Origin of the sequence: Actinosynnema sp. ALI-1.44 (assembly GCF_001984155.1) — a bacterium.
Taxonomy (GTDB): domain Bacteria; phylum Actinomycetota; class Actinomycetes; order Mycobacteriales; family Pseudonocardiaceae; genus Kibdelosporangium.
On sequence record NZ_MTQO01000049.1, the window covers coordinates 1 to 19,864 of the forward strand.

The 19,864-nt window shown below is 68.2% G+C and carries 19 protein-coding genes and 1 pseudogene; 8 read left to right on the forward strand and 12 right to left on the reverse strand.

What is annotated here, in order from left to right:
• Nucleotides 1–252: 252 nt before the first annotated feature.
• The gene (locus ALI144C_RS29995) at nucleotides 253–585 is read right to left on the reverse strand and encodes a hypothetical protein (RefSeq protein ID WP_076990564.1); all 333 of its coding nucleotides are present in this window, start codon (nucleotides 583–585) and stop codon (nucleotides 253–255) included.
• Entirely contained in the window at nucleotides 582–1,463 is an 882-nt protein-coding gene (gene mca, locus ALI144C_RS30000; protein WP_076990565.1) for a mycothiol conjugate amidase Mca, read from the reverse strand. Before mca ends, ALI144C_RS29995 begins: the two co-directional genes overlap by 4 nt.
• Nucleotides 1,464–1,580: 117 nt before the next feature.
• On the opposite strand from mca, the gene ALI144C_RS30005 reads away from it, so the two are divergent.
• Together ALI144C_RS30005 and greA are read left to right on the forward strand one after the other, a co-directional pair.
• Nucleotides 1,581–2,015, forward strand: a complete 435-nt coding sequence (locus tag ALI144C_RS30005) for a DUF4307 domain-containing protein (RefSeq protein ID WP_237774384.1) — start codon at nucleotides 1,581–1,583, stop codon at nucleotides 2,013–2,015.
• Between the two features lie 172 nt (nucleotides 2,016–2,187).
• A complete protein-coding gene (greA, locus tag ALI144C_RS30010) occupies nucleotides 2,188–2,685 on the forward strand; it encodes a transcription elongation factor GreA (protein ID WP_054296447.1) in 498 nt (165 codons plus the stop codon).
• A 50-nt stretch (nucleotides 2,686–2,735) separates the two neighbouring features.
• Here the strand turns inward: greA and ALI144C_RS30015 are convergent, their stop codons facing one another.
• Genes ALI144C_RS30015 through ALI144C_RS30025 form a run of 3 tightly spaced genes read right to left on the reverse strand, consistent with a single transcriptional unit; the run spans nucleotide 2,736 to nucleotide 6,207 of the window.
• Entirely contained in the window at nucleotides 2,736–3,227 is a 492-nt protein-coding gene (locus tag ALI144C_RS30015) for an Lrp/AsnC family transcriptional regulator (protein WP_076990566.1), read from the reverse strand.
• Nucleotides 3,218–5,737 carry an MFS transporter gene (locus ALI144C_RS30020; RefSeq protein WP_076990567.1) on the reverse strand — a complete coding sequence of 840 codons (2,520 nt, stop codon included), beginning with the start codon at nucleotides 5,735–5,737 and terminating at the stop codon, nucleotides 3,218–3,220. Before ALI144C_RS30020 ends, ALI144C_RS30015 begins: the two co-directional genes overlap by 10 nt.
• A complete protein-coding gene (locus tag ALI144C_RS30025) occupies nucleotides 5,734–6,207 on the reverse strand; it encodes a MarR family winged helix-turn-helix transcriptional regulator (protein WP_076990568.1) in 474 nt (157 codons plus the stop codon). The genes ALI144C_RS30020 and ALI144C_RS30025 overlap by 4 nt, the downstream gene beginning before the upstream one ends.
• A 221-nt stretch (nucleotides 6,208–6,428) precedes the next feature.
• On the opposite strand from ALI144C_RS30025, the pseudogene ALI144C_RS54740 reads away from it, so the two are divergent.
• Nucleotides 6,429–6,580 (forward strand): annotated as a pseudogene (locus tag ALI144C_RS54740) (4-hydroxyphenylpyruvate dioxygenase); the annotation flags it as partial.
• 78 nt (nucleotides 6,581–6,658) lie between these two features.
• Here the strand turns inward: ALI144C_RS54740 and ALI144C_RS30030 are convergent.
• Nucleotides 6,659–8,005 carry an RNA polymerase sigma factor gene (locus ALI144C_RS30030; protein WP_076990569.1) on the reverse strand — a complete coding sequence of 449 codons (1,347 nt, stop codon included), beginning with the start codon at nucleotides 8,003–8,005 and terminating at the stop codon, nucleotides 6,659–6,661.
• A 135-nt stretch (nucleotides 8,006–8,140) separates the two neighbouring features.
• Between ALI144C_RS30030 and ALI144C_RS57800 the strand changes: the two genes are divergently transcribed.
• Together ALI144C_RS57800 and ALI144C_RS30040 are read left to right on the forward strand one after the other, a co-directional pair.
• Nucleotides 8,141–9,223, forward strand: coding sequence for a family 1 glycosylhydrolase (locus ALI144C_RS57800; RefSeq protein WP_076990963.1), 1,083 nt, complete (start codon nucleotides 8,141–8,143; stop codon nucleotides 9,221–9,223).
• A 141-nt stretch (nucleotides 9,224–9,364) separates the two neighbouring features.
• The gene (locus ALI144C_RS30040) at nucleotides 9,365–9,607 is read left to right on the forward strand and encodes a hypothetical protein (RefSeq protein WP_076990570.1); all 243 of its coding nucleotides are present in this window, start codon (nucleotides 9,365–9,367) and stop codon (nucleotides 9,605–9,607) included.
• A 52-nt stretch (nucleotides 9,608–9,659) separates the two neighbouring features.
• On the opposite strand, the gene ALI144C_RS30045 is transcribed toward ALI144C_RS30040, so the two are convergent.
• The 6 genes from ALI144C_RS30045 to ALI144C_RS30070 all read right to left on the reverse strand — a co-directional run bounded on the left by ALI144C_RS30045 (nucleotide 9,660) and on the right by ALI144C_RS30070 (nucleotide 16,690).
• Nucleotides 9,660–10,817, reverse strand: coding sequence for a cystathionine gamma-synthase (locus tag ALI144C_RS30045; RefSeq protein WP_076990571.1), 1,158 nt, complete (start codon nucleotides 10,815–10,817; stop codon nucleotides 9,660–9,662).
• Nucleotides 10,818–10,885: 68 nt separating this feature from the next.
• Nucleotides 10,886–11,545 carry a hypothetical protein gene (locus ALI144C_RS56415; RefSeq protein WP_076990572.1) on the reverse strand — a complete coding sequence of 220 codons (660 nt, stop codon included), beginning with the start codon at nucleotides 11,543–11,545 and terminating at the stop codon, nucleotides 10,886–10,888.
• 176 nt (nucleotides 11,546–11,721) lie between these two features.
• Complete coding sequence (locus ALI144C_RS30055; RefSeq protein WP_143230959.1) at nucleotides 11,722–12,876, reverse strand: hypothetical protein; 1,155 nt, start codon at nucleotides 12,874–12,876, stop codon at nucleotides 11,722–11,724.
• Nucleotides 12,877–13,035: 159 nt separating this feature from the next.
• The gene (locus ALI144C_RS30060; RefSeq protein WP_076990573.1) at nucleotides 13,036–14,010 is read right to left on the reverse strand and encodes an RDD family protein; all 975 of its coding nucleotides are present in this window, start codon (nucleotides 14,008–14,010) and stop codon (nucleotides 13,036–13,038) included.
• Between the two features lie 71 nt (nucleotides 14,011–14,081).
• A complete protein-coding gene (locus ALI144C_RS30065; protein ID WP_076990574.1) occupies nucleotides 14,082–15,452 on the reverse strand; it encodes a cystathionine beta-synthase in 1,371 nt (456 codons plus the stop codon).
• Nucleotides 15,453–15,502: 50 nt separating this feature from the next.
• Nucleotides 15,503–16,690 carry an amidohydrolase gene (locus tag ALI144C_RS30070; protein ID WP_202819087.1) on the reverse strand — a complete coding sequence of 396 codons (1,188 nt, stop codon included), beginning with the start codon at nucleotides 16,688–16,690 and terminating at the stop codon, nucleotides 15,503–15,505.
• Nucleotides 16,691–16,785: 95 nt separating this feature from the next.
• Between ALI144C_RS30070 and ALI144C_RS30075 the strand changes: the two genes are divergently transcribed.
• The 3 genes from ALI144C_RS30075 to ALI144C_RS30085 all read left to right on the forward strand — a co-directional run bounded on the left by ALI144C_RS30075 (nucleotide 16,786) and on the right by ALI144C_RS30085 (nucleotide 19,859).
• Nucleotides 16,786–17,718: a hypothetical protein gene (locus ALI144C_RS30075; protein WP_076990576.1), complete on the forward strand. Its 933-nt coding sequence runs from the start codon at nucleotides 16,786–16,788 to the stop codon at nucleotides 17,716–17,718.
• Between the two features lie 70 nt (nucleotides 17,719–17,788).
• Nucleotides 17,789–18,559, forward strand: a complete 771-nt coding sequence (locus ALI144C_RS30080; protein WP_083753516.1) for an SGNH/GDSL hydrolase family protein — start codon at nucleotides 17,789–17,791, stop codon at nucleotides 18,557–18,559.
• 79 nt (nucleotides 18,560–18,638) lie between these two features.
• Entirely contained in the window at nucleotides 18,639–19,859 is a 1,221-nt protein-coding gene (locus tag ALI144C_RS30085) for an acetyl-CoA C-acetyltransferase (protein ID WP_076990577.1), read from the forward strand.
• Nucleotides 19,860–19,864: the final 5 nt, after the last annotated feature.

Genomic DNA, 19,864 nt, shown 5'->3' on the forward strand with positions numbered 1-19,864 from the left:
GTCGCTGGGGCTCTTTTGGAGGCCGACCTCTTGACAGCCCGTGGTTGGCTTCGCCCAGGCCGACGGGCAGGAGACACCCCCGAAGCACCACTCTGCGCTAGCGCGCACGCCGCCTGCTCTGCGCTTACGTGCAAGCCCGTTGTGGGCTGACGCAACGCGCGAGCCGCGAACTTCTGCGCTGTCGTTGCGGCTACACCCGCAGGACGCGCTGGGCGTCTCGCCGACTGCCTACCGCGCCGCGTTCAGGGACCGTCAGGCCTTGGCGCCGTTCTTCTCTTCTTCCGACTCCGCGTCCGATTTCGATGTCGTCGATTTCGACTCCGGCTTCGAGTCCGGCGCTGTGTCCGGCTCGGCTGATGCCTCTGGGGTCTCGGTGGCGTCGGTGGCTTCCGCGTCGGGCTTGTCGAAGCTCTTCGGGACCCGCTTGAGGTGCTTGGTCATCGAGCGGGCCAGGAACACCACCGCGACCAGGAACACGAGCAGGACGAGCAGCCCCACCGGTGAGGACTTGCCGAAGTCCTCACCTCGGCCACCCGGGTCGTCGGGCATGGGCGGCGGCTGTGCCACCAGTGCCGTGAAGGTCATGCGGTCACCTTCTCGTTGATGCCGGCGAACAGGTCGTTCTCCGGCAGCGTCGTGTCCACCAGCGAGCGGGCCAGCTCGTACTCCTCGAACGGCCAGATCTCCCTCTGCAGCTCCAGGGGTATGGCGAACCAGCGGCTGTTGGGGTCGATCTGGGTCGCGTGCGCCCGCAACGCATCGTCCCTGATGTGGAAGTACTCGCCGCACTCGACCCTGGTTGTGACGCGGTCGGCGGTGTCCGCCTTGTCGTCAGTCCACCTCTTCAGCCACTCCTCGTAGGGCGACTCCATGCCCCTCGCGATCATCGCGTCGTGCATCGTCTGCAGGCGCTTACGGGAGAAGCCGTGCGAGTAGTACAGCTTCAGCGGTGTCCACGGCTCGCCTGCCTGCGGGTACCGGTCCGGGTCGCCTGCCGCGTCGAACGCCGCCACGGAGACCTCGTGGCACTTGATGTGGTCCGGGTGCGGGTAGCCGCCGTTCTCGTCGTAGGTGACGATCACGTGCGGGCGGAACTCGCGCACCGCCTCGACCAGCTTGCCCGCCGCTTCTTCCGTCGGGACCAGCGCGAAGCAGCCTTCCGGCAGCGGCGGCAGCGGGTCGCCCTCCGGCAGGCCCGAGTCGACGTAGCCCAGCCAGCGGTGCTTGATGCCCAGGATGCGCGCGGCCTCGGCCATCTCGGCACGTCTGATCTCGGTCATGTTGTCGAGCACGTCCGGCCGTTCCATGGCCGGGTTGAGGATGCTGCCCCGCTCACCACCGGTGAGCGTGACCACCATGACCTCGTGCCCATCAGCCACGTACTTGGCCATGGTCGCGGCACCCTTGCTCGACTCGTCGTCCGGGTGCGCGTGGACTGCCATCAAACGCAGCTTCTCAGCCATGGGTTCCTCTCTCCCTGTACCCCGCGTGCCAACGCCCCAGGCCCCCACGGATACTCGACAAGTACGTGACCCACATTGTTCCCGTGGGCGCGAGTCCAGTTGTCGGGAGACCCCGTTTTGGAGAGCCGCGTCACCTTGCCCGAGGGCCGCTACGGCTCACGCGCCCGGCCGCCGATGAGCCGTACACGGAAGTGGGCGCTGACCGGAGTGGGCTTGATACTCGCCGGGGGGATCGCGTTCGTCGCTTACAGCAACCTCGGCAGTGCGCCGATCGACGCGGAGCGGACGGCGTTCAGCCCAGCGGGCCCGGACACGGTCAAGATCACGTTCACCGTGACGCGTGACGAACCTGGCAAACCGGCCGTGTGCGTCGTGCGGGCCCGAGTGCGGGACGGCTCGGAGGGCGGCCGGAAGGAAGTGCTCATACCGCCTGGTGAGAGTACAGTTTCGACTGTGATCAAGAGCTCCGGCGAGCCCGTCACAGCCGACGTGTACGGGTGCTCGTACCAGGTGCCGTCCTACCTGTCCACGGAGGCGCGGCCAACGGAGTGAAACCTAAGCCGGAAGGCGATAAATCGGACATTTCGGAAACATGGTCGCTACTGATCGTGTTATCCTCTTATACCGGCACGGCCCCTGGCGGGCCGTGTTTTGACGTTCCGGGACCGCGGGGTTCCGGAACACACCGCCCCGCATCCGCGGGTTCCGGGAGCAAGACGAGGAGTTGGTGACCGTGAGCGATAGCAAGGTGACCTGGCTGACGCAGGAAGCCTACAACCGCCTCAAGCAGGAGCTTGACGAGGCGATCGAGAACCGCCCGGTCATCGCCGCGAAGATCAACGCCAGCCGTGAAGAGGGCGACCTCAAGGAAAACGGTGGCTACCACGCGGCACGCGAGGAGCAGGGGCAGGCAGAGGCGCGGATCCGGCACCTGCAGGAGCTGCTGCGCAACGCCAAGGTGGGCGAGGCGCCCGCGAACGACGGCCTGGCCGAGCCGGGCAAGGTGCTCACGATCCGTTACGACGGCGACGACGACACCGAGCAGTTCCTGCTCGCCACCCGCGAGGAGGGCGCCGAAGGCGACCTCGACGTGTTCTCCCCCGAATCCCCGCTCGGCCGCGCCCTGCTGGGCGCGAAGGAAGGCGAGACCCGCGAGTACGAGCTGCCCAGCGGCGCGTCCCAGAAGGTCACCCTGATCAAGGCGGTTCCGTACAACGGCTGAAACGTCTCACCCGGCGGGAGCGGCGCGCGGACGGGCAGACCGGCCGGTTCCTAGTCGGTGACTTCGGTGGTTCTCGCCACGCGCTCGAGCAGTGGGCGTGAGCGCAGTGGGATGGGCGTCGACAGCGCGATGGAGGTGGACATCCGCTGCACGCCCGCGACGTTGACGACCTCGTCGATCACTCGTTGCAGGTCTTCGTTGGACTGGGCGACCATCCTGACAAGGAGGTCGCCCTGTCCTGTCGTCGCGTGCACTTCGCACACCTCGTCGATCGACGCCAGGCCCTCGGTCACCGGACCGCGGTATCCCTGCGCGATCTCCACGACCGCGAACGCGGTCAGGCCGTAGCCCATCGCCTCGAGGTTCAGCGCTGGCGGGAAACCCGTCAGCACCCCGGTCCTGATCAACCTGTCCAACCTGGCCTGGACGGTGCCTCTGGCGACGCCGAGGCGCCGGGAACACTCCAGGACGCCCAGCCGCGGCTCGTCGGTGAGCAACAGCAGCAGCCGGGCGTCCAGTGCGTCGATCGGGGTTACTTCCACTCCTCAAACCCTAGAACCACGTCGTGGTCCATGTGTTCCCCGTCGCCGAGACGGACGTGGTCCACCGTCGGCGCGTACCCGCTGGCGATGACCGTGTACTCGCCCGGCCCGAGTTCCGTGATGCGGTACCGGCCGTTGTCGTCGGTCGTGGACACGCTGACCACCGAACCGTCCTTGTCGATGATCGTGATCCGCGCTTCGGCGACCGGCACGCCCCGGTGGTTGCGGGCGATGCCGCACAACGCGGCTCCGCTGGTCAACTGCACGTCCTGGCGGACCTCGCCGACCTCGGGCACGGCCAGCGGCACGGCGGCGGGGCGGTACCCGTCGGCGTTCACCACCAGCGTGTACGCGCCCGCGCCAACGCTCGTGAACCGGTAGCTGCCGTCGGACGCGCTCGGGTGTGACCCGATGACGTGCCCTTCGCGGTCGGTCAACGTCACGGTCGCGGCCTGCACGGGATTGCCCATCCGCTCGGTGCGGATGACCCCGGCGACCTCGCCCGCGCCGACCAGCGTCAGGTCGAGCACCAGCGGCTGGGAGGCGACTGTCAGCGGCGACGCGGAGGGCTGGTGCCCCGGCGCCGACGCGATCAGCACGTACGCGCCCTGTCCCGGCGTCTGCAACTGGTAGCGGCCGAACGCGTCCGTGTTGCCGCGGGCCACCTGCTGTCCCGTGTGGTCGATCAGGGTCAGGCCCGCACCGCCGACCGCCGAGCCGTCGCCGTTCTGCACCGCGCCCATCAACGGCTGGTGTCCGTTGAGGGACAACGGAGCCGTCACGGCCTCCGGCTTGACGTGCTTGCCGCGCGGCTGCTCGGGTTCCGGCTCGGGCGCGGGGTCGGGCAGCATCGCCTCGCCGCCCTCGACCATCGCCGACTGGATGGCGTTGCCGGTCCGCAACGGGATCTCCTTGATGAACAGGGAGACGATGAACGCCAGCACCATCACGAACATCCCGGCGAGGAACACCATCTGGATCGAGTCGGTGAAGCCCTCGAGGAACGGCCGCGCCAGCCGTGGATCGATCTGCTGCAGGAACGACGAGTCCTGCAGCACGTTGCCGACGCCGCCGCCCTGCAGTCCCTTGATCACCTGGGCGTTCTGGGGGTTGGCCAGCACCGCGGGATCGGTCAGCGCCTGCTGGAACGAACTCGTCGGCGCGATCCGCTCGAACGCCTCCCTGATCTTGTCGCCGACCGTGCTGAACAGCACCGACAGGAACACCGCGACACCGATCGTGCCACCCATCTGCCGGAAGAACGTGGCCGACGCGGTCGACACGCCCATGTCACGCGGTGGCGCCGCGTTCTGCGCGGCGATGGTCAGCGTCTGCATCGACAGGCCGAGACCGAGTCCGAACACGCCCATGTAGAGCATCGGCTGCCACAGTGGACTGTCCACTTCGATGGTGTGGAACAGGCCCATCCCCGCCACGAGCAGCGCGCTGCCGATGATCGGGAAGATCTTGTAGCGCCCGGTTTTCGCGGTGATCCGGCCGGACGTGAACGACGCGATCATGATGCCGACCATCAGCGGCAGCATCAGCAGGCCGGCCGACGTCGGCGTCTCGCCCTTCACGATCTGCAGGTACTGCGGCACCATCGTGATCCCGCCGAACATGCCGACACCGAGGATCACCCCGGCGAGGATCACCATCGAGAACGTCGAGTTCTTGAACAGCCGCAACGGGATCAGCGCCGCGTCCTGCATCTTGGCCTCGACCATGACGAACGCGATCAGCCCGACCACGCCGATGGCGTAGCAGAGGATCGACCGCTGCGACGTCCACCCCCACTCGCGGCCCTGCTCGGCGATGATCAGCAGCGGCACGACCCCGACGACCAGCGTCAACGCGCCGAACCAGTCGATCTTGTGGTCGTGCCGCTCGTGCGGCACGTTCAGCACGCGCGCCACGACGAACAGCGCCAGGACGCCGATCGGCACGTTCACCAGGAACACCCAGCGCCAGCCGTCGATGCCCAGGATGTCCTTCTGACCGGCGAGGAACCCGCCGAGGACCGGGCCGAGCACGCTGGACGTGCCGAACACGGCCATGAAGTAGCCCTGGTACTTGGCGCGCTCCCGCGGGGAGACGATGTCCGCGATGATCGTGAACGCCAGCGACATCAGGCCGCCCGCACCGAGTCCCTGCAGCGCGCGGAAGGCCGCGAGTTGGTACATCGACTGGGAGAACGTGCAGGCCAGCGAGCCGATGACGAACAACGAGATCGCGAGCAGGTAGAACGGCTTGCGGCCGTAGATGTCGGACAGCTTGCCGTAGATCGGCGTGGTGATCGTCGACGTGATCAGGTACGCCGTGGTGGCCCATGCCTGCAGGCTCAACCCGTCGAGGTCGTCGGCGATCGTCCTGATCGACGTGCCGACGATGGTCTGGTCCAGCGCGGCCAGGAACATGCCGAGCATCAGGCCGCTGAGGATCACCAGGATCTGGCGGTGCGAGAGCTGTGCCGGCAGCGCCCTCGGCGGCGCGACGGCGGTTTCGGTCATCGGGCTTCCCCCACTGGGTGGTAGTTCTCGAAATCGGTGTTCAGGCGGTCGAGCAACATCACCAACGTGCGCCGTTCACCCGACGGCCACTCGGCCAGCACGGCGGCGATGTGCCTGGTCCGCTCGGCTCGCGCCCGGTCGAAGGTGCCGCGCCCCTCGTCGGTGGCCACCAGCAGGCAGGCTCTGCCGTCCACCGGGTCGGCGGTCCGTTCGACCAGTCCGTGGGCCACCAGCGCGCTGGTCTGTCTGGACACCGTGGACGTGTCGGAGTGGACGGCGTCGGCCAGTGCGGTGATCCTCTTCGGCCCTTCTTTCACCAGGTGCGCGAGCAGCGCGTACGCCGCTCGCTCGATGCCGTCTCCTGTCGCCTGCGTGAACTGGGCCTTGGCCCTGCCGACCATGGTCAGCAGCCGCACCAACTGGTTCCCGAGTTCTTCCGCGACGGGGAGCTCCTGTGCTTGGTCAGCCATGACCCGCGCTCCGCCAAAAGATACTTGGTTCCTACAACTAGTTGCCTGACCCAAGCATTCGCTTGTTGTGAGCGCTATGCAAGTAGTAAAAGCGTGACGCTGGTCTTATTGCACGAACTCGCCGTCGCGGACTAGACCGCTTTGGGCAGATTGTCCAGCTGAACCACGAACACTTGCTCATTCTGCGGCCTTGAGCTGATCCTGGCGTCCGGTCAAGTCACTACCTGCTGCAGATCTTCACCAAGCCGATCGGTGACCGCCGACGGTGTTCCACGAGCTGATCGAACGGCACGGCTCGCTCGGCTTCGGCAAGGGCAACTTCAAGGCCCTGTTCGAGGCGATCGAGCGCGAGCAGGAGCGCCGAGGCTTCCTGCAAGTCCTGCTCGCAATCCTGTGGAGTGGCGCTGGACGGCGGCGTTTTGCCTTAGCGTGGCAAGGCAAAACGCCGCCTTCAGCATCGGGTGACCGCGACCTGCCCCAAGCCGCGGGTGGTTGACTGGCCGTCGCGGCCGACGGCCTCGACCGTCACGTCCGCGTGGTGACCGGCGTAGCGGTGCGGGAACGGTCCGACCTGGCTGTACCAGGTGCCCGCGAAGCCGATCATCGAGATCGTCACTGTGGTGTCGCGGATGCGCATGGTCATCCGCACCGACGCGAGCCCGTCCGGAGCGGTGACACCGACCTTCACCCTTGTCGCCGACGGGCACCTGCCGCCGGTACCGATCTGCCGGGCCGCGATCGCGTCCGGACCTGCGATGATCGTCGGCGGCTCGGCCTTCCGCGTCCGCGCCACCGGCGACGGCGGCACCACTGGCCGTACCGGTTGCGGTGCAACGGAAGTAGACAGCTTCACCGGCGGTGGTACGGCCACACGGGACGTGCTGTCCGATGTCAGGCTCGCGCTCTCCGGCTGCGCGGCGGGTGAGGCCATTCGTATCGAGGTGACAGGCATCGCCACACCTTGCTCGGTGGTTGCCCCGCCCTGGTTGACAATCAGCGCACCGGTGACGGCCGCGACGGTGACAACGGCGGCGACAGCGGCCTTCTTGAACGTGAGGAACGAGCCGAGCACGCCGATCGGCACCACGAACATGGCCTTGTGCACACCTTCCAGCGTCTCGGCCTGCCGTTCCCGGCACACCGAACACGATTTGACGTGCCGGTTGATCCGGCTGCCGAGCCTGCCGTGCGGACCAGCCTCGCGGAGGATCCTGGTCACGCCGGGACACCGCATCTGGTCGTCCGCCGACAGGGTCGCGGCCACGATCGCCTCGCCGACAAACTCCGGCAGGCGCTGGAACGTTCCGCGCAGCGCCGACGGCTTGATCTTGAGCTCCAGCGCCGCTTCGCTGTCGGTCAGCACACCGCCTTCGACCGCCAGGTAGCAGGCGAGCACGTCGAGCTGCCGCGCGGTGAGCATCGGCTTGGCCTTCTCGATGAACCGCTTGGCGTCCAGTGAGCTGGTCTTGCCGACCTCGTCGTCGGCGGCCAGCTGGTCGAGCAGTTCCATCGCGTAGGACGCGGACCGCGGCGACCGCGCCTCGCTGCGGGCCGCGTCCTTGATCAGGTTGAGCGCCACCGTGGCCAGGAAGACCCTCGGGTTCACGATCGGGTGCCGCGGCGGGCGCCGCTGCAGCTTCTCGAAGACCGCCTGCACCGCGTCCTCGGCGTCGTGCCGACAGCCCACCCGCTTTTGGCAGTACGCCAACAGCCAGGCGCGGTGCTGCTGGCACAGCAACGTCAGCTCCGCACGGCTCAGCCGACGAGAGATCCCGATGTCGTAGGTCTCAGCGCTCACACATCTGGGACGCTTCAGCGGGCCGTCTCGAAACACCGATGCGCCGTGTTCGCCGGAAGGCGTTAACCACTCCACTGACGGGTGGCAGTTCCGACTACGGTCCGTCACCGCAAGTCGGTCGATAGCCTGGTGGACATGTTCCTGTGGGGCGTCGCCGGTGCCGGGTACCAGTCCGAGGGGTCGGCGCCTGCCAGCAACTGGTCGGCCTTCGCCACCGGCTACCGCGATTCCGCGGACTTCCTGCACCGCTACCCGCAGGACATCGAACTGGCCGCGGACCTCGGCGTCCAGGTTTTCCGGCTGTGCGTGGAGTGGGCGCGCGTGCAGCGGATCCCCGGTGAATGGGACTTCGAGTTCTACGACGACGTCGTCGCCAAGGTCCGCGCGACCGGGATGCGCCCGATGATCACGCTCGACCACTGGGTCTACCCGGGTTGGACGGGCGGCTGGCGCAACCCGCGGATGACCGAGTTGTGGCTGACGAACGCCGACCGCGTCGTCAAGCGCTACGCGGGCAACGGAACCATCTGGATTACGTTCAACGAACCGACTGTCTACATGGCACACGAGATCCGGATGCGCCGGTTCAGCCCGATGATGCCGGGCCGGATGGCGCGGGCGCACAAGGCGGCGTACCGGCTGATCCACGAAACCGACCCGGAAGCGTTGGTGTCGAGCAACGTCGCGTACATCCCGGTGGTGAACCGGTTGGTGGACTTGGGTTTCCTCGACCGGATCGCCGGAAGCATCGATTTCGTCGGCATCGACTACTACTACGACGTCACCCCGGGCAACCTCACCGCGCTGCACGGCGCGACCGGCAAGCCGTACCGGATCGACCCGGAACCGAAGGGCATCTACCGCGCCCTCAAGCACTACGCCCGACGGTCTCCGCAATTGCCGTTGTACGTCGTGGAAAACGGGATGCCCACCGACGACGGACAGCCGCGACCTGACGGGTACACCCGCACCGACCACCTGCGCGACCACGTGTACTGGATGCACAGGGCACAGTCGGAGGGGGTGACCGTGCTCGGCTACAACTACTGGAGCCTGACCGACAACTTCGAGTGGGGCACCTACCGGCCGAGGTTCGGTCTGTACACAGTGGACGTGGAGCGCGACCCGGCGCTCGTCCGGCAGCCGACCGACGCGGTGGACGCGTACCGCGACATCGTCATGCACGGCCTGCCGGCCGGATACCGACCGAAGAAGTAGGCCATTCAGCCGGTACACCACCGGAAACGGCGGCGTTTCCCTTAAAGAATCCTGTCATTGTCGCCGCCGCGGCTCATCCGTGCACGAAGGCAGGTATCCTCGGCGGCAAGGAGTAGTCGCCGACAAGGGGCAGAGTAAGCAATGGCACGTGCAACCCGGGCCGCTGGAATGGTGCCACTGGTCGGTGCGTTGGCCGCTGCCACAGCTCTGGCGGGCGTCGCTGTGTTCAGCGCGTCCAGTGCCGGGTGTGCCAGCCCAGGCCAGTACGTCCAGCGCGACGGCTACGTCGAACTGGTCGGCGGATGCATCGACGCACGCGACCTCCCACCAGCACCGATCGCCCCACCGCAGCACGAGGGCGAACCAGCGGGCTACCAGCAATAACATCGTGAGTGTTGTGGCCGGTTCTGACCGGCCACAACACTCACGAGGGTTTTCAGGCCAGGGCTTGGAGGAGGTCCTGGACCAGGTCTGTGCCGTCCTCGATGCCCACTGACAGGCGCACCAGGTTGTCCGGCACTTCCAGCTCCGAACCCGCCACGCTCGCGTGCGTCATCTTGTGGGGGTGCTCGATCAGGGACTCGACGCCGCCGAGCGACTCGGCCAGGATGAACAGCTCCGCCTTCGACGTCACGTCCAGCGCGGCCTGCTCGCCACCGGCCACCGTGAACGACACCATGCCGCCGAACCGGCGCATCTGCTTGGCCGCGATCTCGTGGCCCGGGTGTTCCCGCAGGCCCGGGTAGTAGACGCGCTCGACGCGCGAGTGCCCGAGCAGCGCTTCGACGACGCGCTCGGCGTTGTCCGAGTGGCGCTCCATGCGCACCGCGAGCGTCTTCACGCCACGCAGCGTCAGCCAGGCGTCGAACGGGCCGGGCACCGAGCCCGAAGCGTTGCGCAGGAAGGCGAACTCCTCGTTCAACGCGTCGTCCGACGTGATCAGCGCACCGCCGACGACGTCGGAGTGGCCGCCGAGGTACTTCGTCGTCGAGTGCAGCACCACGTCCGCGCCCAGCCCCAGCGGGGACTGCAGGTACGGCGTGGCGAACGTGTTGTCCACGACCAGCCGCGCGCCCGCCTCGGCCGCGATCTGGGCCAGTCCGGCCAGGTCGGAGATGGCCAGCAGCGGGTTGGTCGGCGTCTCACACCAGATCACCTTGGTGTTCGGGCGGATCGCCGCCCTGACCGCGGCCAGGTCCGGCTGGTGCACCGGCGTGTGCTCGATGCCCCACTGCTTGAGCACCTTGTCGACCAGGCGGAACGTGCCGCCGTACGCGTCGTCCGGGATCACCACGTGGTCGCCGGGGCGCAGCAACGTCCGCAGCGCCACGTCGCTCGCGGCCATTCCGGACGGGAACGCCAGCGCGTGCCGTCCGCCCTCGAGCGACGCCAGACACTCCTCCAGCGCCGTCCTCGTGGGATTGCGGGTACGGGAGTACTCGTAACCGCCTTCACGCAGGCCACCGACGCCGTCCTGAGCGAAAGTGGAGGTCGCGTAGATTGGCGGGATGACCGCGCCGGTACGCGGATCCGGCTGCTGTCCCACGTGGATCGCCCGGGTCTCAAACCCCAGCGTGGAGTCCCCTTCTGACATAGCGCAATCCTACGTGGATCCAGTCGAGTGACCAGATGGTGGGACGATCCATCCGGACGGGTGACCGCTCACCAACCGGGCTGCTGGGGGTAACCGCCACCTTGCTGTTGCTGGGGGTAACCACCTTGCTGCGGGTAGCCCTGTTGGGGGAACCCGCCGGAATTCGGGTCGACCGGGTAGCCGGGCTGCTGCGGGTAGGCGCCATAACCCGCGTAGTCGCCGTTGCGGTTGCCGCGCAGGTACTTGAAGGTCGGCGGCAGCACGGCGAAGATCAGCGCCAACGGCGCGACGATCACGATCAGGGCCCGGCACGTGGCCTCGGCCTGACCGAACTCGAAGATCGTCTCGTAGAACAGGCCGAGGTTCTTGCTGCCGCCCGGCAGCATCAGCGGTTCGGTCAGCACACTGGCGACACCGAGCAGCGCGCCGATCAGGATCAGCACCGCTCCCGCGGTCTTGCGGGCGAACGTCACGATCGAGCCGATCAGCATCACCAGGCCGACGATCAGCTGGCCGACGAGGATCGTGACGATCCCGCCCGGCAGCTTGCTGAGGTTCTCGATCAGGGTGGACTCGTTGACCAGCAACACGACCTCGAAGCCGGCGATCGCGAGCGCGAGGACGGCCGCGATGATCGCCGTCGCCGGGCTGCCGCCGGACGGCGCCGCCGGGTACGGCTGCTGCGGGTAAGGCTGCTGCGGATACCCGCCCTGCTGTGGATAGCTCACGACTGTTCTCCCCGAACCGCTAGGCCGGTTGGCCTCTAGTGGCCACGACCATAGACCAGTTCTCCGCAGATCAGGCCGGTTTTCCGAAACGCGTCCTGAACAGTCGTCCCCATCGTGCAGGCGCCAGGTGGCAAATGGGGCGCCCCGCGTGGGACGCCCCATTTTCCGTCATTCGATCACCACTGCTGCGGCGGCTGCTGACCGTAGCCGGGCGGCGGCTGGCCGTAACCCGGCGGCGGCTGCTGACCGGGCTGGGGCGGCGGCTGCTGACCGTAGCCGGGAGGCGGCTGCTGCTGGCCATATCCGGGCGGAGGCTGCTGGCCGTACGGCGCCGGTCCGAAGCCGGGCGGCGGCGGCTGCTGGAACCCGCCGACGACCGGGGCCGGTCCCGCACCGACGAACGCCTTGGTGCCCGGGAAGAACTGCAACGCACCGAGACCGGCGACGATGATGCCCGCAATCAGGCTGAGGATGACCCAGCCGCTGATCGGCGAGTCCAGCTCGAGCTTCCCCTTGAGGATGATGAACAGCAGGGAACCCACGAACATCAGGCCACCGCCGACGAGCAGCAGCATGGCGCCGAGCTTGTTCTTCAGGAAGATCATCACACCCGCGCCGACCGCGGCGAGCCCACCGAGCACCGCCAGGATGGACGTGACCCACACCATGGGCCCCGGGATGATGTCGATGTTCTCCTTCATCGCGTCGGACGCCTGGGACCAGCCCTTGGCGTAGTCGGAGATGTCACCCATGTCGACGAACACCAGGATCGCGGCGACCAGACCGAGGATCGCGGCCACACCGGCGATGGCCCAGCTGATGATCTGCGTGTTGCCACCACCGGGCGGGCCGTACTGGCCGTATCCGGGTTGCCCGTAAGGCTGGCCGTACGCGCCGGGCTGTTGGTAACCGGGCTGTTGGTAACCGGGCGGCGGGGCGAACCCCGGCGGCGGCTGCTGGCCCGGTGCCGGCTGGCCGAACTGCGACGGCTGGCCGTATCCGCCGATCGCCTGCGTCTGCTGCTGGCTCTGCGGCGGCGGGAACCCCCCGGGCGGTGACGGCGGCTGGTCGGCCGCGCTGGGCGGCGGCTCGTACTGCGGCATCGGCGGCGGCATCGACCCGGGCGGCACCATCTGGGTGGATTCGCCCTGTTGCGGCGGCTGCCCCGGCTGGCCAGGCTGGACCATCTGGGTCACCTCGGGTGACTGGTCCGGCTGCTGCTGACCAGGCTTGAGCACCTGGGTGCTCTCCGGCACCTGCAGCGCGCCTTCCTGCTCCTGAGGTGGCTGACCGCCCTGGTTCGGATCGTGCGGCGGCTGCGGAGCACTCATTGTGCTTAACAACTCCCTCGGCCTGAATCGTCCACTTTCGGTGTAACGCTAGTCCAGATCAAGACGATCGCCTTGTAATGACCCCGAGTGTCCCACGGGCATGAAAACGGGGCCCGCCGGTGTCACCGAACAGGGCCCCGAAGGCTTGTCGACGCAGGGTCACCACTGCTGTGGCGGCTGCCCGTACGGTTGTTGCTGCTGCGGCTGACCGTACGCCGCGTACCCCTGCTGCGCAGACGGCGCCTCGATCACGATGGTGTTCACGATCTTGTCGGCGAACGTCTGCCGCTTGGCGTCCCACAACGGGGCGAAGAAACCGATGTAGATCGGCAACACGTCGATGATGTGCAGGATGTGGCGGCCGAACGCCAGGCCGAAGCCGATCACCTGGCCGCTGTCCTCCCGGACCACCTTGATGCCCGCGACCTTCTTGCCCCACGACTGCCCTTTGGTCCCGCCGAGGTAGCAGGTGTTGTAGAAGAGGAAGACCAGGCCGATGAGGCTGCCGAGGCCGGTCAGCGCGTACACCTCCGCGCCGAACGCGATACCCAGGATGATGCCGTTGAGCACGGCGAGCGAGCCGTAGTCGATCAGGCCGCCGACGAACCGCTGTCCCCAGCTCGCGTACTGGTACCCACCGCCGTACTGGTACGGCGCACCGCCGGGCGCGGGCGGGTAACCCGGCTGCTGCGGGTAGCCGGGCTGCTGTGGCGGATACCCGGGCGGGGGCTGCTGACCGAGTTGCTGGCCGAAGCCGGGCTGCTGCGGCTGCTGCTGCGGGTAGCCGGGCTGGGGATACCCCGGCTGCTGCTGGGGGTAGCCGGGCGGCGGCTCCTGGCCCGGCTGGGGCTGGCCGTAGCCCTGCTGCGGTTGGGGAGCCTGGGGTTGCTGCTGCACCGGCTGCGGCCCGGACGGCTGGGCACCGGCACCGACCTGGCCGGGGCGGACGACCTGGGTCGCTTCGGGCTGGTCGTCGTCCTGCGGCCGCACCACCTGGGTGGCGTCCGGATTCGGGTTCTGCCCCTGGCCTTGCGCCGGGTTGCCGGGACCGCCGATCGCGATCGTCGGCTCCGGGTTGGCCAGCGCGCCGGGCGGCTGCTGCGGTGGCTGATTCGGGTTCTGAGGAGCACTCATTTCGGACGTATCCCCCCTGCGGGTCGGCTACTCGCGCCACACGCTAACGGATTGGGGAAAGGCCCTCACATTCAGCTCCTGGCGAGGTAGCCGAGCAGATCCTGGCGGGTCACGACCCCCGCGGGCTTGCCGTCGATCAGCACCAACGCGCCGTCGGCACCGGCGAGCGCCTTCATCGCGACGTTGATCTGCTCGCCCGCGCCGATCGTCGGCAACGGTGCGGTCATGTGCTTGTCCAGCCGGTCGGCCAGCGCGGCCTTGCCGGTGAACAACGCGTCCAGCAGGTCGCGCTCGTTCACCGCGCCGACCACCTCGGCGGCCATCACCGGCGGCTCAGCGCTGACCACAGGCATCTGGCTGACGGAGAACTCGCGCAGGTAGGCGACGGCGTCCGCGACCGTCTCGGTCGGGTGCGCGTGCACGAGTTCCGGGATCCGGCCGTCCTTGCGGCGCAGCACGTCACCGACTGTCGCGCCGCTGTGCTCGGGCGGCAGGAAGCCGTACGAGGCCATCCAGCGGTCGTTGAAGACCTTGGACAGGTAACCGCGGCCACCGTCGGGCAGCAGGACGACGATCACGTCGTCCGGGCCGCACCGCTCGGCCAGCTTGAGCGCCGCCGCCGCGGCCATCCCGCACGAGCCGCCGACCAGCAGCGCCTCCTCGCGGGCCAGCCGCCGGGTCATGGTGAACGAGTCGGCGTCGGAGACCTCGATGATCTCGTCGGCGATGTCGCGGTCGTACGTGTCCGGCCAGAAGTCCTCGCCGACCCCCTCGACCAGGTACGGGCGGCCGCTGCCGCCGGAGTACACCGAACCCTCAGGGTCCGCGCCGATGATCTTGACCTTGCCGCCGGAGACCTCCTTGAGGTACCGGCCGGTGCCGGAGATCGTGCCGCCCGTGCCGACACCGGCGACGAAGTGCGTGATCCGGCCTTCGGTCTGCTTCCACAGCTCGGGCCCGGTCGACTCGTAGTGGCTCACCGGGTTCTGCGGGTTGGCGTACTGGTTGGGCTTCCAGGCGCCGTCGATCTCCTGGACCAGGCGATCCGAGGTGTTGTAGTACGAGTCCGGGTGCTCGGGCGGGACCGCCGTCGGGCACACCACGACACGAGCGCCGTACGCCTTGAGCACGTTGCGCTTGTCCTCGCTGACCTTGTCGGGGCAGACGAAGACGCAGTTGTAGCCCTTGCGCTGGGCGACCATGGCCAGCCCGACACCGGTGTTGCCCGACGTCGGCTCGACGATCGTGCCGCCCGGCCTGAGCTCGCCGGACTTCTCGGCCGCCTCGATCATCCGCTCGGCGATGCGGTCCTTCACGCTGCCGCCGGGGTTGACGTACTCCACCTTGGCCAGCACCAGCGGCGCGAGGCCGTCGGCGACCGAGTTCAGCCGGACCAGCGGTGTGTTACCGATCAGGTCGACGACGTGTTCGACGTACTCCACCGCTGTTCTCCTCGTGAGGCGCCCGTTTCCCGCCAGCCTAGCTCGCCGCGCTAACCCCGCTGACCGAGCCAGGTGAGGGCGGCGACGCACAACGCGTCGACGCCGGTCGACAGCGTCGGCTCGATCAGAGGTGCGAACACCGGCGAGTGGTTGCTCGGCAACGCCTCGATGCCGCCTTCCTGGATCGCCTTGACCACCACGTCGAACTCCAGGCCGCCCCAGAACCAGAAAACCGTCGGCACACCGGCGGCGTCGCCGAAGATGCCGATGTCCTCGCTGCCGGTGACCACCGGCAGCACCATCAGCTTGTCGGCGCCGAAGTGCCCGGTGAACGCCTCGACCGTCCGCGTGGTGCTGTCCGGGTCGCTGACGAGCACCGGCGCGCTGTTGTGCCAGTCGATCTCGGGGTCCTTCGGCGCGCCGCTCGCCGCGGCCTCCGCCCGGACGATCCGCTCGATCGCGGCACGGACCAGGTCCCGGGTCTGCCTGGTGTACGTGCGCATGTTGATGTCCAGCTCGGCCGTCTCCGGGATGATGTTGTCCTTCGTGCCCGCGTGCAGCTTGCCGACCGTGACGACCGCGGTCTCGGCCGGCGGGACCTCGCGGGCGACGATGCCCTGCAGCCGCACGACGACGTTGGCGGCCATCAGCACCGGGTCGACCGTGGTCTCCGGGCGTGATCCGTGCCCACCGCGGCCGTGCAGCGTGACCCGGACGGAGTCCGAGCCCGCCATCACCGGGCCGGTGCCGTAGCCGAGCATCCCGGCGGGCAGCGGGCAGACGTGCTGGCCGAGGACGATGTCCGGCTTGCCGAACCGCTCGAACAGCCCGTCGGCGACCATCGCACGCGCCCCCGTGGTGGTCTCCTCGGCGGGCTGGCACACGAGCATCAGCGTCCCGGTCCAGGAATCCTTGTCCGCCAACAGTTTCTCCGCGGCGCCAACCAGACACGTGACGTGCATGTCGTGTCCACACGCGTGCATCACGCCAGGCACTTTGCTGGTGTACGACAGACCTGTCTGTTCCTCGATCGGCAGCGCGTCCATGTCGGCGCGCAGCATGACCGTTGGCCCGTCACCGTTGCGGAGCAACGCGACGACACCCGTTCCGCCCACGCCGGTGGTCACTTCGTAGCCAAGCGAAGCGAGCGCCTCGGCGAGCTTCCCGGCCGTCCGGTGCTCCTGCCGGGACAGCTCCGGGTGCTCGTGCAGATCGCGGTAGAAATCAGCCAGGTTCACACCCGCGAGCGTACTCAACCTGCGGTTTCACTCTTCCGGATCTTCACGCGAGTCACCCGGGGAACGTACAGTTTCAACTACAGGGGGTGTTTCGCATGAAACTGAGCGTACACCTGTTGATGGACAAAACCGACGAGTCGGACACCCACGTGATCGACGGCAGGCGGTTCGTGGTGGGTACCACACCCCCACGGGAATCGCTCGTCCCCGATTTCGGCATCAGAGTCGCTGCCAATTCCACCTACCTGCCCGCGATCGGACTCGACCCGGAGTGGTCCCGCGCGCTGGCCCACGACGGGCTCGTGCGCGGCATGACGGGCTCGCACGTCCTGCACGTCGAACCGCGACAGCCGTTGCCGGAGCTGCTCGCGGAACTCCTCGCGCGGTACACGTCGGCCAGGTACCGCGCGGACTCGCCGCTGCTCGACATCATCAACGCGGTGCCGTCGAAGTCGAATGTGGTCGCACAACTCGACCTGACGCTGGAACACCGCGTCCGCGCCGGGTTGAACGTCGGCCTGCAGGAGCCGGAACTGCGCCACCGCGGCGAGTTCTACGTGTTCGCCGAGAACCACTGGTTCCTCGTCGACCGCCAGCTGCTCGCCGGGCTGGAGGGCAAGCTGGCCGCGATCCCCGACGTGACAGGGGAAATCGCGTTGCAACCGTGCATTCCCCTTGCGCACCACGCTGATCTGCTGACCAGGGACATGGACCTGGTGTTCACCACGCAGAGCTTCGCCAGGGCGAGCGCGACCGCCAAGCGGTACCGGGAATGGCCGCACTGCCGCGAGGAACTGACCAGCCTGCACGACGCCAACTGGCCAGGCTGGACGACCGGTGAGCCGCGGTTCGTCTACGCGCTCGACCCGCCCGGCGCGCTGCCGTTCCTGATGAAGGTGAACCTGCTGCACCACGTGACCAGGATCCGGCGCAGGGGCTTCGAGGTGGGTTTCGCCCGCAGGCCCATCCCGACGTGCACGTTGCCGTCACCGCGGACCGAAGGTCTGCCCCTACGGAACCCCCATTAGGGGACAATTCGGGTGCCTCGCACGTCATGATCCGTGTATTAGTGGGGTCAGGGCGTGAGGGGAGGCCGCGATGGGGGCGTTGCGGGGTGTTCGAGTCGCCGCGGTGGCTCTTTGCGGTGTGGGCGGACTGTCCGGTGCCATGTACGGACTGCTCACCGGACAGGGCAAGCGGGCGCGGACCTTGATCGGGCAGTCCACAGGCGACCCGCACCGCGCGGACGGCGTGTACGCGGGATCCGGTGCGGGAGAACTGAAGTTCGCCGTACTCGGTGATTCGCTCGCCGCGGGCTACGGCGCGGAGAACGCCGACCTGCTGCCGGGTGTGCTGCTCGCGCGTGGGCTGGCGGAGGAGACCGGGCGCTCGGTGCGGCTGACGACCTACGCCCGGGTCGGCGCGAACACCAGGACTTTCGTCTCGCAGGTCGACAAGGCGGTGACGGACCCGCCGGACCTGGCGTTGGTGATCATCGGCGGCAACGACGTGACGGGCAAGATGCGTGTCAGCACGTCGGCCGCGCTCCTCGGCGTCGAAGTGGCCCGGCTGCGTTCGGCCGGGGCAGCCGTCGTGGTCGCGACGTGCCCCGATCTCGGTACGGTCAGGCCGATTCCGCAGCCGCTGCGCTGGGTCGTGCGGCGGTGGGCGCGGATGCTGGCCAGGGCACAACGCAACGCCGTGCTGCGGGCGGGTGGTGTGCCGGTGCCGATGGGCGAGCTGGTCTCATCGGAGTTCCACGTGCGGTACTCGGAGCTGTTCAGCCCGGACAGGTTCCACCCGAACGGGGCGGGCTACCGGCACGCTTCGGACATCCTGCTCGCACCCCTGTGCCGTGCAGTGACCTAACTCCCGTGGCGAGTTCGGCCCCAGGCCCTAGGCTGACCGGTGAGTAACTTCCGTGTCGCCGGAGCAAAGGAGCTGCGCCATGCCCGAGGCCGTCATCGTCTCGGCCGCCCGATCGCCGATCGGACGCGCCGGCAAAGGATCACTGGTCAGCATCCGGCCGGACGACCTCGCCGCCCAGATCGTGCGCGCGGCGCTGGACAAGGTGCCCCAGCTCGACCCGAAGCAGATCGACGACCTGATCCTCGGCTGCGGCCTGCCCGGCGGCGAGCAGGGCTTCAACATGGGCCGCGTGCTCGCGGTGGAACTGGGCTACGACCACCTGCCGGGCTGCACGGTGACGCGGTACTGCGCGTCGAGCCTCCAGTCGACCCGGATGGCCTTCCACGCGATCAAGGCGGGCGAGGGCGACGTGTTCATCAGCGCGGGCGTGGAAACCGTGTCGCGCTTCGCCAAGGGCAGCTCGGACTCGTGGCCGGACACGCACAACCCGTTGTTCGCGGACGCCGAAGCCAGGACGGTGTCGACAGCCGAGGCCGGCGCCGAGTCGTGGCACGACCCCCGCGAGGACGGGCTGATCCCGGACGCCTACATCGCGATGGGCCAGACCGCGGAGAACCTGGCGCTGCTGAAGGACGTGTCCCGCGAGGACATGGACCGCTTCGGCGTGCGGTCGCAGAACCTGGCGGAGAAGGCGATCGCGGACGGCTTCTGGGCCAAGGAGATCACCCCGGTGACGTTGCCGGACGGCACGGTCGTCTCGGCGGACGACGGGCCACGGCCGGGTATCACCTACGAGAAGACGGCGACGCTCAAGCCGGTCTTCCGCCCGAACGGCCGTGTGACGGCCGGCAACTGCTGCCCGTTGAACGACGGCGCGGCGGCACTGGTGATCATGAGCTCGGACAAGGCCAAGGAGCTGGGCGTCACACCGCTCGCGCGGATCGTGTCCACGGGCGTCTCCGGCCTGTCCCCGGAGATCATGGGCCTCGGCCCGGTCGAGGCGTCCAACCGGGCACTGGCCAGGGCGGGCATGGCGATCGGGGACATCGACCTCGTCGAGATCAACGAAGCCTTTGCCGCGCAGGTGATCCCGTCCTACCGCGACCTCGGCGTCGACATCGACCGGCTGAACGTCAACGGCGGCGCGATCGCGGTCGGCCACCCGTTCGGCATGACCGGGGCCCGGATCACCACCACCCTGATCAACTCCCTGCAGCACCACGACAAGCAGTTCGGTCTCGAGACCATGTGCGTCGGCGGTGGCCAGGGCATGGCGATGGTCATCGAGCGCCTGGCCTGACCGAC

Bases quoted from the DNA above. Each gene is read 5' to 3' on its own strand.
- ALI144C_RS30025 (WP_076990568.1), bottom strand. From the start codon at position 6,207: ATGGCTGACCAAGCACAGGAGCTCCCCGTCGCGGAAGAACTCGGGAAC.
- ALI144C_RS30085 (WP_076990577.1), top strand. From the start codon at position 18,639: ATGCCCGAGGCCGTCATCGTCTCGGCCGCCCGATCGCCGATCGGACGC.
- ALI144C_RS30040 (WP_076990570.1), top strand. From the start codon at position 9,365: ATGGCACGTGCAACCCGGGCCGCTGGAATGGTGCCACTGGTCGGTGCG.
- ALI144C_RS30020 (WP_076990567.1), bottom strand. From the start codon at position 5,737: ATGACCGAAACCGCCGTCGCGCCGCCGAGGGCGCTGCCGGCACAGCTC.
- ALI144C_RS30055 (WP_143230959.1), bottom strand. From the start codon at position 12,876: ATGAGTGCTCCGCAGCCGCCGCACGATCCGAACCAGGGCGGTCAGCCA.
- mca (WP_076990565.1), bottom strand. From the start codon at position 1,463: ATGGCTGAGAAGCTGCGTTTGATGGCAGTCCACGCGCACCCGGACGAC.
- ALI144C_RS30060 (WP_076990573.1), bottom strand. From the start codon at position 14,010: ATGAGTGCTCCTCAGAACCCGAATCAGCCACCGCAGCAGCCGCCCGGC.
- ALI144C_RS30080 (WP_083753516.1), top strand. From the start codon at position 17,789: ATGGGGGCGTTGCGGGGTGTTCGAGTCGCCGCGGTGGCTCTTTGCGGT.
- ALI144C_RS29995 (WP_076990564.1), bottom strand. From the start codon at position 585: ATGACCTTCACGGCACTGGTGGCACAGCCGCCGCCCATGCCCGACGAC.
- ALI144C_RS30045 (WP_076990571.1), bottom strand. From the start codon at position 10,817: ATGTCAGAAGGGGACTCCACGCTGGGGTTTGAGACCCGGGCGATCCAC.
- ALI144C_RS30075 (WP_076990576.1), top strand. From the start codon at position 16,786: ATGAAACTGAGCGTACACCTGTTGATGGACAAAACCGACGAGTCGGAC.
- ALI144C_RS57800 (WP_076990963.1), top strand. From the start codon at position 8,141: ATGTTCCTGTGGGGCGTCGCCGGTGCCGGGTACCAGTCCGAGGGGTCG.